The organism is Microbacterium sp. BH-3-3-3, from assembly GCF_001792815.1.
Classification (GTDB): domain Bacteria; phylum Actinomycetota; class Actinomycetes; order Actinomycetales; family Microbacteriaceae; genus Microbacterium.
Window position 1 is genome coordinate 2,668,160 of sequence record NZ_CP017674.1, and the last position, 12,211, is coordinate 2,680,370.

Consider the following 12,211-nt stretch of genomic DNA (forward strand, 5'->3'; position numbering starts at 1 on the left):
CGACGGCGACCGCCACCTCCCTGCGCCGCGCGCGGGCGGACGCCGCGGGTGCGCCCTCAGCGATCGCGGTGGTCCTCGGGGTGCAGCCGCGGACCGCGACGCGGTTCGAGGCCCGACCCGGCGTAGATCAACCGGATGACACGCTGACGGTGACCGGCGAACGGCTCGAGCAACTCGAGCATGCCGTCGTCGTCGGTGCGATGGCCCGTCAGCGCGAAACCGACCTGGTGGGCGAGATGGTAGTCGCCCACGCTCACGGCATCCGGATCTCCGAACGCGCGGATGCGCGTTTCGGCGCTCGTCCAGATGCCGACGCCGCGCAGGCTGATGAAGACGCGGTCGCGGGCCTCGCCGTCGACCGCGGCGCTCGCCGCGCGCACGATCGTCGGGCCTCGACGCGCGGTCTCGACGATGGTCCGCGATTGCGGCGGCTCGAGGCCGGCCCGGTGCCAGGCCCACGACGGAACGTGGCGCCATCCCTCGATGTCGGGGGGAGCGAACAGGGGCCGCGGAGGGGGACCCGGTGCGCGCTCGCCGTACCAGGTGACGACGCTGCGCCAGGCCGAGAAGGCCTGCATGCTCGTGACCTTCTGCTCCATGATGGCGCTGACCAGGGCGTCGAACACCAGGTCGGTGCGGCCGATGCGCAGGTCGGGGTGCCGCCGGTGCCATTCGGCGACCAGGGGATGCCGGGAGGCGTCGAACCCGTCGGCCTCGTCGAGCTTTCCGCACAGCGCCGGCAGTTGGTCGATCGCCCACTCGGCGCCCGGTCCCCAGGCGGCGGCACGCACGGAACCGCCCATGCTCTGTCGGAGAGCCAGGGTCGCGACGCCGAGGGGCGTGCGGCTGGCCCGCCACACGACGCCTCCGTCGCGCAGGGGCGCCGTGGCGAAGAACGTGGGGTCGTTACGACCGTGCCGCTGCGCCGAGACCGCGCGACCGATGTCGACGGGGCGCGCGGGACGGTACTCCGACTCGATCGGGCGATCCGCGACGACCGGCGATTCGCGCGGCGCCTGCCGCGCGCGCACCCCGGTCGATCTCATGCCGACACCCTACGTCGGCCCTCCGACATCGCGGCATCCGGGCTGTGCGGGGCCGTGGGGTTCGCGGCGCCGGTCGCGGCTGGTGTTCGGCTCATCTGCATGACCGATCCATCCGCTCGCGTCCTTACACTCCCTCCCGTGCACTCCAGCCCCACCGATCATGCAGACTGACCGCGACCAGTGCGCACAGAACACCGGATGCGGCGGCGAGCGATCAGAAGCGGTCGGGCGAGGGGGTGCCGTGGCCGTAACGGATCGAGACGTCGGCGTGCCGGTCGAAGCGGTACCCGACGCCGCGGACCGTGCGCACGATGTCCTCGTAGGCGCCGAGCTTCGCACGCAGGCGCCGCACGTGCACGTCGATGGTGCGTTCGCCCGGGGCGTCGTCGTCGGTCGAGCCCTCCCACAGCGAAGCCACCAGTTCGGTGCGTTCGATCGTGCGCCCCTCGCGCAGCACGAGGTACTGCAGCAGCTCGAACTCCTTGAAGGTGAAGGCGGCCGACTCGCCGTCGATGAGCACGCGCTTGCGCGAGATGTCGACGACCACGCCGCCGGGGGCGCGGTCCTCGTCTACGGGTTCGTCCTTGGTGCGGGCGACGGCCGACGGCTCGTGCAGCGCGAGACGGACGACGTCGACGTCGCGGCCACCGGCGCCGGCCGGGGCGAGGGCCACCGTGGCGTAGGTCTCGGCGGCGGGGGCGAGCTCGCTCAGCGTGCGGCGGAGGGCCTCGACGAGGGTGCCGAGGCTGACACCGGCGGCGGCGGCCTTCTCTTCGTCGATGCCGACGTAGAGGGCGAAGCCGCGGGGGGCGGTGCCGGCGACGGGCCGCGGGGCGGCGGGGGCGGCGGGAGCCTGCGTGCGGACGGTGGAGGGCTGGGTGCGGTCGAGAACGGCGGAGATCGACATGAGTGATGAAGTCCTTGGGTGGTGAACCCGTGCGTCACGATGCGGGGTTCAGCGGGAGGTGAGGGCCGAGAGGGCCGGGGTGCGGTGCCGGGGTACGCGTGATCGACGCGGATGCCAGACGACCGGGGGACGAGGTCGGCGTTCAGAAACCGAGGTCGTCCGTACGAGGGGTCGCGGTTAGCGGCACATTCGACAACACATGACAACGCGGCCGGGCATCATCATGCCGGCAGTCCTGTTCGCCTCCCGGGCGGACAGAGAACGCGCGTTGACAGTCATGGGGGGATTATGACGCACCGAGTCGGATCGCGTCAAATCGAGCGATCGCGTGTCCCGTTGCGCATCATGCGCGATGTTCGTCGCCCACACGCGCGCAATTCGAGCATTCTGCTGCATCGGCGCCCGGAGTCGCGAAGCGGCGTACCCTCACGGAATGGCCGACCTGCACTTCGCCGACGACAAGACCGCCTCGCGATTCACCCTGCACGACGGCGACGACCTCGTGTCGGTGCTCGACTATCGCGACGACGGGCGCACCATCGCCCTCACGCGCGCGTTCACCATTCCCACCTTCCGTGGGCATGGGTACGCCGGTGTGGTGACCGAACGCGCCGTCGACGCGATCGAGGCGGCCGGTGGCCGCCGGATCCTGCCGGTGTGCTGGTACGTGGGGGAGTGGTTCGAGGCCCATCCGGAACGCGCCGGCCTCCTGCATACGCGGCCGTCCGCCTGAGGCGACGCCTATGCAGGAGCCGCAATGCCGTCAACCCCCGCTGCGGGGGACGGTGGCGCCGCGATGCTGGAGAGGTCGAAAGGGGAAGTCATGACAGACGACCGCGACCTGCCCGAGGGTGTCATCAACGCCGACCCGCCCGGTGGCTGGGAGAGTGGTGCCGTCGCCGACGGCGAGACCGCTCAGCAGAACGAGAACGCGAAGGGTTCGCCGCGCCTCAACGACGCCGAGCCCTCGGACCCGATCGAGGGGGATGCCGCCAGCCAGGGCATCGACCCCGACTTGAGCACGGAGGACTGACATGTCGGACGAGACCCGAGCCCCGCAACCTTCCGCCGGTCCCGACGGTGGCGCGTCGCCCGCCGACTCCGTGGGCGGTGCCGTGCACGAGGAGAGCAAGCGTCCCGCGCGCCCCGACGAGCAGTCGGAGCCGATGATGGACACCCACCCCACCGACGACGAGGCCCGCATCGCCGGCGTCGTGGTCCAGACCCGCGCCGACGTCGGCGGCAAGAGCGACGAGCGCGTCGCCGACGTCCTGCGTCAGCGTTTCGCCGACATCGGTCTCGATCTCGGAGACGACCGCATCCGCGCCCTCGTCGCCGAGGTCAACGGGGCCTGACAACCGATCGACGGCGCCCGCCCCGGTGACCCCGGGGCGGGCGCCGTCTTCGCGACGCCCTGGTTCTGCTGAGTCGTCACCGCAGGCAGGCGTTTGCTGCGAGCCGATGTCGGAGGTGCGACGTACCGTGTCTGCATGCGCATCCTGCACACCTCGGACTGGCACATCGGGCGATCGTTCCACGGGCACTCGACGCTCGACGCCCTGCGCGGCGTGCTCGATGCCCTCGTCGTCCAGGTCCGCGAGAACGACGTCGACGTGGTCATCGTCGCGGGCGACGTCTTCGACTCGGCCACTCCCGCAGCCGCGTGCTACCCGCTCCTGTCCCACACCCTGGCGGCGGTGACCGACGCGGGTGCCCGCGTCGTGGTCACCAGCGGCAATCACGATTCCGCCGCCCGCCTCGGCTTCCAATCGGCGCTGTTGCGCGACGACATCACCGTCGTCACCGATCCGCTGTCGGTGGGAACGCCGGTCACCGTGCACGACGAGCACGGGCCGGTCCACATCTACGGCATCCCCTACCTCGAACCCGCTATCGTGCGTCACCTGTGGGAGGGCGTCGAGCTGCGCAGCCAGGCGCAGACGATGGCGCACGCCCTCGACCTCGTGCGCGACGATCTGGCCGAACGCGGCGGCCGCTCCGTCGTAGCGGCGCACTGCTTCGCCGCGGGAGTGGAGGCCACCCCCGGCGTCGAGCGCGAGACCCGTCAGGGCGGCCTCGACGTCGTTCCCCTCTCGGCCTTCGACGGGCCCGACTATGTCGCGCTCGGGCACATCCACGGCCGGCAGCAGCTGTCCGATCGCGTGCGGTACGCGGGAGCACCGGTGCACTACAGCTTCGGCGAGGCGGGCAAACCGCGTGGTTCGTGGCTGGTCGAGCTCGACGGCGACGGTCTCGCAGAGGTGCGGTGGCTCGACCTGCCCGTTCCGCGCCCCCTCGTCACCCTGCGTGCCCCCCTCGACGACCTCCTCTCCGACGAACGTTTCAACGGCCACGACGAGCACTGGGTGCGCGCCGAGTACACCGACGCGACTCCTCAGCCCGATCCCATGCGACGGCTGCAGGCACGATTCCCGTGGTGCGCCACCGTCGCGCACGTTCCGGCCGAGACCCGGGCCGACGACGGCGTCGGTTACGCGAGACGCGTGCGGGCGGCCCGCGACGACGCCGAGGTCATCGACGCGTTCCTCGCTCACGTGCGCGAGGGCGAGGGCGCCACCGAGGCCGAGCGATCCCTCATCCGCGAGGTCCTCGACACCCGGGCGGTCTCCGAGGCACGCGCATGAAGCTCCACCGGCTCGAACTCGAGGGTTTCGGCCCGTTCCTCGACACGCAGGCGGTCGACTTCGACGCTTTCGCCGACGACGGCATCTTCCTCATCACGGGGCGCACGGGGGCGGGCAAGTCGAGCGTGCTCGACGGCGTCTGCTACGCCCTGTACGGGGGCGTTCCCCGCTACGACGGAGCGGAACGGCGCCTGCGCAGCGACCACTGCACCCCCGACGACCCGACGCGCGTCACGCTCGAGTTCAGCGCCGACGGCGAGAGATGGCGCATCACCCGCTCGCCCGAGTTCGAGCGGCCCAAGCGTCGTGGCGGCGGCACCACCAAAGAGCCGCACCGCGCCCTTCTCGAGGTGCAGACCCCGCAGGGCTGGACCGGCGTCGCGGCCCGCCCCGTCGACGTGGCGACCCGCCTCGACGAGATCGTGGGGCTGAGTCAGCAGCAGTTCCTCCAGGTCATCCTGCTGGCGCAGAACCGTTTCGCTCGATTCCTCCTGGCCAAGAACGACGAGCGACTGACGCTGCTGCGCACCCTGTTCGGCACGCGTTCGTTCGAGCAGTACACCGCAGATCTCGACGAACGTCGCAAGCGCGCCCAGGTGCGCCTCGCCGCCGAGGGGATCGAGGTCTCGACCCTCCTCGACGAGGCCGAGCGTCTGGCGGCGGAACTCGACGGCGGTGCCCCCGACTCCGAGGTCACGTCGTCGTCCGGCGATTCCCCGGCGTCCGACGACGCCCCCCGCGCCGTCGCCGACAGGCTGGCGTTCGTCGTCCGCGCCGTCGAGAGGGCCGCCTACCTCGTCGATACCCTCGCCCGAGATCGAGAGTCGGCCGATGCGGGTTTCGATGCGGCTCTCACGGCGGAACGCGAGGCCGCGACGCTGCACGAGCGTCAGCGCGACCGCGTGCGCGTGCGCCGGGAGCTCGCCACCCTCGAGGCGCAGAGCGACGCGGTCGAGCGCGCGCGCGACGAAGCGGCCGCGGCGGCCGCGGCCGAGGCGCTCCGGGCGACGGTCGACGCCGCGGAGCGGGCCGCGACCGCGGTGACCGCCGCAGAGAAGCGTCACGGGACAGCCCTCGACCGTGCGCGCGCCGTGGGGGAAGGCGACGCCGGAACCGACGATGCCCTCGCCGCACGAGACGATGAGCTGACCGCACTGCTCGCCCAGGCCGAGGCCGCGCGTGTCGCCGAGCAGCAACTGGTCGACGCCGACGCCGCGGTCGCACAGGCCACCGCGCGCGTGCAGACGCTCGAGCGGGAGCGCGACGCCCTCGTCGACGGGCGCCGCGAGGTGCCCGATCTGCTCCAGACGCTCGACGAGCGCCTCACCACCCTCCAGGGCGCCCCCGACCGGCGACAGGCCGCGCTGGCAGCTCGCGACGAGGCTCGACGTCGGCTGGATGCCGCTCACCAGGCGTCGCGACTGCTCGAACAGCGCGACCAGGCCGACCTCTCCTCTCTCGTCCGCGCCGACGATCTGCAGCGCGCGGTCGACGCGTGGACGACGCTGCTGCGGCGTCGCCTGGCGGGCGCCGCCGCAGAACTCGCCCACGAGCTCGTCGACGGAGAACCGTGCTCCGTCTGCGGCTCCCGAGAGCACCCGGCCCCCGCCGTGGGCGGCGACGCCTCGGTCACCGACGAGCAGATCGCCGCCGCCGAAGATCGCAAGAACGCCGCGGTCGACGCCGACCGGCTCGCCTCCGACGCCGCCCGGATCGCCCGCGACGACCACGCTCTCGCCGCCGCTCGGGCGGGAGGAGACAGCGTCGCGACCCTGACCGACCGCCTCGCCACGGCCGAGACCGTGCTCGCGAGCGCTCTCGCCGACGTCGCCGACCTCGAGCATCTTCAGGCGGAGCGGGCGCGTGCCGTCGAGATCGACGTCGCCATCGCGGCGCGGATCGAGAGCCTGACGGCCGACCTCGCCACGGCGCGGCAGGATGCCGCCCTCGCGCAGCAGCGAGGCGACGCCCTGCGCGACGACGTGCGTCGCGCGCGCGGCGACTTCGCGACCGTCACCGAGCGACAGAACGACCTGCGGTCGCATCGGACGGCGGTGCGCGACCTGCTGACCGCGCGCGCCGATCTGGTCGCCGCGCGGGCCGCGCACCTCGACGCCCGGACGACCCTCGACGACCTCGTGGCCGACACCTCGTTCGACGACATCGACGCGGTCGTCGGCGCCCTGCGGCCCGCCGCCGACCGCCGACGTCTCGACGCGCTCGTCGCCGAGCACGCGACGGCGATCGCGTCCGCCCGTCAGCGCCTGTTCTACCTGGAACTGGCGCTCGTCGACGCGAGCGACGAGCCGCTCGATCTCGCGCCGTTCACCGCCGCCGTGCGGCAGGCGCGCGAGTCCGTGCAGCAGGCCGCCGCCGCGCACGCCGAGGCGCGGACTCTCGCTGACCGTCTGCGAGGCCTCGCCCAGCGCGCCGATGCCGGACACTCGGCCATCGCGGAGCTGGCCGAAGAGCACGCGGTCGTCGCCCGTCTGGCGGACACCCTCGCCGGGCGCGCCCCGAACACCCGCCGCATGACGCTCGAGACCTTCGTGCTGGCCGCCGAGCTCGAAGAGATCGTCGTGGCCGCCAACCTGCGTCTCGAGCAGATGTCGTCGGGCCGCTACCGACTCCAGCACACCGACGCGCTCGCGGCCCGCGGGGCCGCCAGCGGGCTCGGGCTCGAGATCATGGACGCCTTCACCGGCCAGTGCCGTCCGCCGCACTCGCTCTCGGGCGGTGAGACCTTCCTGACGTCGCTCGCTTTGGCCCTCGGGCTCGCAGAGGTGGTCACGGCCCGGGCGGGGGGCATCCGGCTCGACACCCTCTTCATCGACGAAGGCTTCGGCTCGCTCGACGACGACACCCTCGATCTCGCCATGCGCACCCTCGACGAGCTGCGGCAAGGCGGCCGTACCGTGGGCGTCATCAGCCACGTGGCGTCGATGAGAGACCAGTTGCCCGCGCAGTTGCAGGTGACCGCGACACCGAGGGGACCGAGCGTCATCTCCCAGGATGCCGCCCTGCTCCCCGCCTAGGCTGGTCACATGCGCAAGAGCACCCTCTGGACCATCCTCGGCGTCATCGTCGCCGTGGTCATCGCCTGGGTCGTCGTGAACATCCTCCTGTCGATCCTCGCGTTCGCGTTCCGGGTGGTCGCCGTGGCGATCGTCGCGGTGATCGTTTTCTTCATCCTGCGCGCGGTCTTCGCCCGTCGCGACATCGACTGAGCGCGCGGAACGCTCGGCGCCCCGGTCCTCGGGCGCCGGCGGCCCGCCGAGCGAGATCGTCCGAGATCACGGTGCCGGCGAGACGGTCGATGCAAGCCCGACCGTCGTGTCCGACCCCCGGAGTAGCGTGGCACGCGATGTCTGATCAGCCCCCTGCCCCCTCGGGCTCCGCCCATCCCCCCACGCGCGATATCGTCCTGTCGTCGAAGCATCGCTGGCGTGCCTATTGGGTCGCCGTGGCGGTCGCCGCGCTCACGATCCTCGACCTCACCAAGGTGAACGTCGCCCTGCCCTCGATCGAGGCGGCGTTGAACGCCGGGCCGACCGAGTTGCAGCTCGTGGTGTCGGGCTACATCCTCACCTTCGGTCTCGTGCTGGTGCCCGCCGGTCGTCTCGGAGACCTGCGCTCCCGGCGCGTGCTGTTCCTCGTCGGCCTGTCGCTGTTCCTCGTCACGAGCCTGGCGTGCGCCCTCGCCCCCAACACCGGAGTGCTGCTGGTCGCTCGTCTGCTACAGGGGGTGGCCGCCGGCATCCAGATGCCGCAGGTCCTCGGGCTGGTGCAGCAGCTGTTCCAGGGCAAAGAACGCGGTCGCGCCTTCGGACTGTTCGGGGCCACCATCGGCATCGCCACCGCGTTCGGTCCCACGCTCGGCGGTCTGCTCATCGCCCTGGGAGGCGAGACCGACGGCTGGCGTCTGATCTTCTGGATCAACATCCCGCTGGTCGCGATCGTCATCGCCCTGGCCGCGTGGCTGCTGCCCGACACCCGCACCAAGTCGCGTCGCAAGCTCGACCTCGATCCCGTCGGCGTGCTGCTGTTCGCTCTCACGATCCTGGCCCTCATGTGGCCGTTCCTCTTCACCACGGGTGCGCCCGGCGATGATCCCCGCCGCTGGTGGCTGCTCGTGGTGTCGGTCGTCTTCGCCGCCGGCTTCGTGTTCTGGGAGCGCCGGTACGCGGATCGGGGCGGGATGCCGCTCATGCCGTTCTCGATCTTCGGTCTGTCGTCGTATCGGAACGGTGTGCTGATCTCGACCGCGTACTTCGCTGCGATCCCCGCGATGTTCCTGCTCGGCACCCTTTTCCTGCAGGGCGGGCTGGGACTCGAACCCGTGTTCGCGGGCATGGTGACGATCGGGTTCGCGGTCGCATCGGCGTGGAGCTCGTGGATCGGCGGCAATCTGGTCACGCGTCTGGGGCGCCCGCTGGTGGTGTGGGGCATCCTGGGTATGGTCGCCACGGCCGCCGGTCTCGTGCTGGTCGCGTTGTTCACCGCACCCGAGTGGACGCCGTGGGCGATGGCCGGGGTGATGGTCGTCGGCGGGTTCGCCGGCGGTCTGGTGATCTCGCCCAATCAGACCCTCACGCTCGCCGACATTCCCGTCACCAGCGGGGGTGTCGCGGGCTCGGTGGGTCAGTTGGGACAACGCATCGGCACCGCCGTGGGCACGGCCATCGCGCTCGCACTTTTCTACGCGACGGTCTATCGCGAGCAGGACACCGCCGACATGACGGTGGTCTACCACGACGCCTACGCGTCCGGCATGATCACCGTGGGCGTCTTCCTGGGTATCGCGCTGATCGTGGGCGTCGGCGATCTGGCGGGTCGGGCTCGCTCGGGGTCTCAGACCCCGTAGAGCTCGCCGACTTTCGCGCGCAGCTCGTGGCTGCAGCGCTCGACGACGACATCCCACAGTTCGGTCGCGCCGTCTTGCGCGCGGTCCGAGACGGCCCGCAGGATGCGGATCGGCACGTCGAACTGCTGCGCGACCCAGATGAGCGCGTACGACTCCATGTCGACCAGCCGCGCTCCGAGGCCGCGAATGAGCCGAACCGCCTCGGCGTCGTCGACGAAGTGGTCGCCGGTGGCGATGACGAGCCCTTCGGCGCCGGTGTCCACCCGCGTCGGCAGTGACACGTGCTCGCCGAACGTCCCGTCGAGCCCCTTCACGTCGTGCTGGATGGCTCCGGCGATCTCGTAGATGCCCCCCTCAACGTCATCGTCGATCGCCCCCGCCGTGCCGACGACGACGATCTCGTCGTAGTCGCCCTCGCAAAGGGCGCGTGTGAGGGCGTAGGCCGCGGGGATCTTCCCCACGCCCGTCAGCAGCCGGGTGAAGCCGGGGATGTCCTCCTCGAAGGCGACGAGTTCGGACACATGGGCGGCGACGAGGAGCTTCACCCCTCCATTGTCGTCGATGACGTCACGACGATGACGTCACGACGATGACGTCACGAGGATGACGCGCTCGGGCGTCGCCCGACCGCCGGGGTCCGAAGACGCAGCGAGGCCCCGACACGGTGTGTGCCGGGGCCTCACTGCGATCGACGTCAGTCCTGCGCGGCGTCCGACGCCCGCGACAGGTGGGCGAGCTCGTCGGCGCTGAGCTCGAGGCGCGCGCTCGCGAGCAGATCGGCGACCTGCTCGACCTTCGACGCGCTGGCGATCGGGGCGGCCACCGCGGGCTGCGCGCGCAGCCACGCCAGCGCGGTCGTCGCGATGGAAGCGCCGTGGGCGTGTCCGACTTCCTCGAGCGCGTCGATCAGCGCGAGGCCGGCGGGGGTGGCGAGTTTCGCGGCGCCCTCGGCACGGGGCGAGTCGCCCGTGGCATCCGCCGTCCGGTACTTGCCGGTCAGGAAGCCACTGGCCAGGGCGAAATACGGCACGAGTGACATGCCGTACTGCTCGGCGACCGGCACGATGTCGCGCTCGACGTCGGTGCGGTGCACGAGGTTGTAGTGCGGCTGGATGGCGACGGGCAGGGCGACGCCCGAGGCCTCGGCCAGAGAGACCCATTCGCGGATGCGCTCGGCGGTGTAGTTCGACACGGCCACGTGGCGCACGAGACCGTCGGACACGAGGTCGCCGAAGGCGGCCACGGTCTCTTCGAGCGGGGTCTCGGCGTCGTCGAAGTGGGCGTAGTACAGGTCGATGGTGTCGACACCCAGGCGCTGCAGCGAGGCTTCGGCCGCCGCGCGCACGTTCGCCGCCGACAGGCCGCGGAAGTCGGGGTGGGTGCTCACCTTCGTCGCGACGACGACGTTCGACGGCTTGCGTGACGCGAGCCACTCGCCGATCAACGTCTCGCTCTCTCCGCCGGAGTTGCCCGGGACCCACGCGCTGTAGCCGTCAGCCGTGTCGATGAAGTTCCCGCCCCCGGCATGGAAGGCGTCCAGTACGGCGAACGAGGTGTCGTGGTCGGCGGTCCAACCGAAGACGTTCCCGCCGAGCGAGAGGGGGAGGATGTCGAGGTCGCTGCGTCCAAGGCGCGTCATGATGCCCTTCCTGTCGAGGTTCGTTGACCTCAGGGACAACGATGCTCGGCAGCGGGCATTCCCTCGACGCGCCGTGACCCGCCGCGCGGCAGGGGCGGCCGGCCCGGGGCTCAGCGGAGCGAGCTCAGCCCCGCCGACTCACGAACCGCCCGACAGGATGCCGATGAGGCCGCTGATGAGCAGCCAGAGGCCGATCCCCGCACCGGCGATCCAGATGACGACCGTGCCGGTCGGGTACTTCTTCTTGCCGTCGGGGCGGTCGGAGCCATCGGGGACGCTCACGAGCGCACCATCGTCACGATCGATACGACAAGCACGGTGAGACCTCCGATGACGGCGATGGCGGCGATGATGGGGCCGCCGCCGGCGAGGAACGCGGCGACGCCGAGCGCGAGGAAGAGGACGGCGAGCACGATGCCGCTCACCTGGTAGACGCGGAACCTGCCCCCGCCGTCTGTGACTTTCTGTTCGCTCACGTCGACCCCCTGCTCCCAGGCTACCGAAAAGCCGGATGTCTCCCGTGACGGCGAACGCACGATCAGATCTCGATCCGCATCCCGCCCCGAGGCGTAGCGTAGGGATATGGCGCGCCCCGTTCCCGATCCCGTCCGCCCCGGCCAGGAGTCCGTGTGGGACTACCCCCGCCCGCCTCGCGTCGAGACCGTGCGAAAGCGCGTGCAGATCGACTTCGGCGGGGTGCGCATCGTCGACACCGATGACGTCGTCCGCGTGCTCGAGACGAGCCACCCGCCCGTCTACTACCTGCCGATCGCCGCCTTCGGTGAGGCGTTGACCCTGGGCGAGGGCGCGTCGTTCTGTGAGTACAAGGGCGGAGCGCGCTACTTCGACGTGCACGGTGGTGGGGGAGCGGTGGCCGCACGCGCGGCGTGGAACTATCCGAACCCCATGCCGGGGTACGAGATGCTGGCTGACCGCGTGGCCGTCTACGCCGGGCCGTTGGACCGCGTGGTGCTGGGCGGAGAGACGGTGCAGCCGCAACCCGGGGGCTTCTACGGCGGGTGGGTGACGAAGGACCTCGCCGGCCCGTTCAAGGGTGTTCCGGGGTCGATGGGCTGGTGACCCGGGGTCACCCGCGCCCGCGTTCCGCTA

At 71.3% G+C, this 12,211-nt stretch carries 14 protein-coding genes; 8 read left to right on the top strand and 6 right to left on the bottom strand.

Going from position 1 to position 12,211, the window contains the following annotated elements:
- Positions 1-56 precede the first annotated feature (56 nt).
- Together BJP65_RS12235 and BJP65_RS12240 are read right to left on the bottom strand one after the other, a co-directional pair.
- Entirely contained in the window at positions 57-1,046 is a 990-nt protein-coding gene (locus BJP65_RS12235; protein WP_070409324.1) for a DNA-3-methyladenine glycosylase, read from the bottom strand.
- A 214-nt stretch (positions 1,047-1,260) separates the two neighbouring features.
- On the bottom strand, positions 1,261-1,953 hold the full coding sequence (locus tag BJP65_RS12240; protein ID WP_070409325.1) for a winged helix-turn-helix domain-containing protein: 693 nt from the start codon (positions 1,951-1,953) through the stop codon (positions 1,261-1,263).
- A 433-nt stretch (positions 1,954-2,386) separates the two neighbouring features.
- Here BJP65_RS12240 and BJP65_RS12245 point away from each other — a divergent pair, with 433 nt between their 5' ends.
- The 7 genes from BJP65_RS12245 to BJP65_RS12275 all read left to right on the top strand — a co-directional run bounded on the left by BJP65_RS12245 (position 2,387) and on the right by BJP65_RS12275 (position 9,462).
- A complete protein-coding gene (locus tag BJP65_RS12245) occupies positions 2,387-2,686 on the top strand; it encodes a GNAT family N-acetyltransferase (RefSeq protein ID WP_055839180.1) in 300 nt (99 codons plus the stop codon).
- 90 nt (positions 2,687-2,776) lie between these two features.
- Positions 2,777-2,986, top strand: a complete 210-nt coding sequence (locus tag BJP65_RS12250; RefSeq protein ID WP_055839177.1) for a hypothetical protein — start codon at positions 2,777-2,779, stop codon at positions 2,984-2,986.
- Between the two features lies 1 nt (position 2,987).
- On the top strand, positions 2,988-3,308 hold the full coding sequence (locus tag BJP65_RS16320; protein WP_082509557.1) for a hypothetical protein: 321 nt from the start codon (positions 2,988-2,990) through the stop codon (positions 3,306-3,308).
- Between the two features lie 135 nt (positions 3,309-3,443).
- Positions 3,444-4,598: an exonuclease SbcCD subunit D gene (locus tag BJP65_RS12260; RefSeq protein ID WP_070409326.1), complete on the top strand. Its 1,155-nt coding sequence runs from the start codon at positions 3,444-3,446 to the stop codon at positions 4,596-4,598.
- On the top strand, positions 4,595-7,633 hold the full coding sequence (locus BJP65_RS12265; protein ID WP_070409327.1) for an AAA family ATPase: 3,039 nt from the start codon (positions 4,595-4,597) through the stop codon (positions 7,631-7,633). Before BJP65_RS12260 ends, BJP65_RS12265 begins: the two co-directional genes overlap by 4 nt.
- 9 nt (positions 7,634-7,642) lie before the next feature.
- The gene (locus tag BJP65_RS12270; protein WP_055839166.1) at positions 7,643-7,825 is read left to right on the top strand and encodes a hypothetical protein; all 183 of its coding nucleotides are present in this window, start codon (positions 7,643-7,645) and stop codon (positions 7,823-7,825) included.
- Between the two features lie 137 nt (positions 7,826-7,962).
- Positions 7,963-9,462, top strand: coding sequence for an MFS transporter (locus BJP65_RS12275; RefSeq protein WP_235561635.1), 1,500 nt, complete (start codon positions 7,963-7,965; stop codon positions 9,460-9,462).
- Here BJP65_RS12275 and BJP65_RS12280 read toward each other — a convergent pair.
- The 4 genes from BJP65_RS12280 to BJP65_RS12290 form a co-directional block, all read right to left on the bottom strand.
- Positions 9,450-10,007: a nucleoside phosphorylase gene (locus tag BJP65_RS12280; protein ID WP_070409328.1), complete on the bottom strand. Its 558-nt coding sequence runs from the start codon at positions 10,005-10,007 to the stop codon at positions 9,450-9,452. The genes BJP65_RS12275 and BJP65_RS12280 overlap by 13 nt on opposite strands.
- 149 nt (positions 10,008-10,156) lie before the next feature.
- Positions 10,157-11,101, bottom strand: coding sequence for an aldo/keto reductase (locus tag BJP65_RS12285; RefSeq protein ID WP_070409329.1), 945 nt, complete (start codon positions 11,099-11,101; stop codon positions 10,157-10,159).
- A 138-nt stretch (positions 11,102-11,239) separates the two neighbouring features.
- Positions 11,240-11,383, bottom strand: coding sequence for a hypothetical protein (locus BJP65_RS16615; RefSeq protein ID WP_156458827.1), 144 nt, complete (start codon positions 11,381-11,383; stop codon positions 11,240-11,242).
- On the bottom strand, positions 11,380-11,577 hold the full coding sequence (locus tag BJP65_RS12290) for a hypothetical protein (RefSeq protein WP_055839154.1): 198 nt from the start codon (positions 11,575-11,577) through the stop codon (positions 11,380-11,382). Before BJP65_RS12290 ends, BJP65_RS16615 begins: the two co-directional genes overlap by 4 nt.
- Positions 11,578-11,683: 106 nt before the next feature.
- On the opposite strand from BJP65_RS12290, the gene BJP65_RS12295 reads away from it, so the two are divergent.
- Positions 11,684-12,181 carry a DUF427 domain-containing protein gene (locus tag BJP65_RS12295; RefSeq protein WP_055839151.1) on the top strand — a complete coding sequence of 166 codons (498 nt, stop codon included), beginning with the start codon at positions 11,684-11,686 and terminating at the stop codon, positions 12,179-12,181.
- Positions 12,182-12,211: the final 30 nt, after the last annotated feature.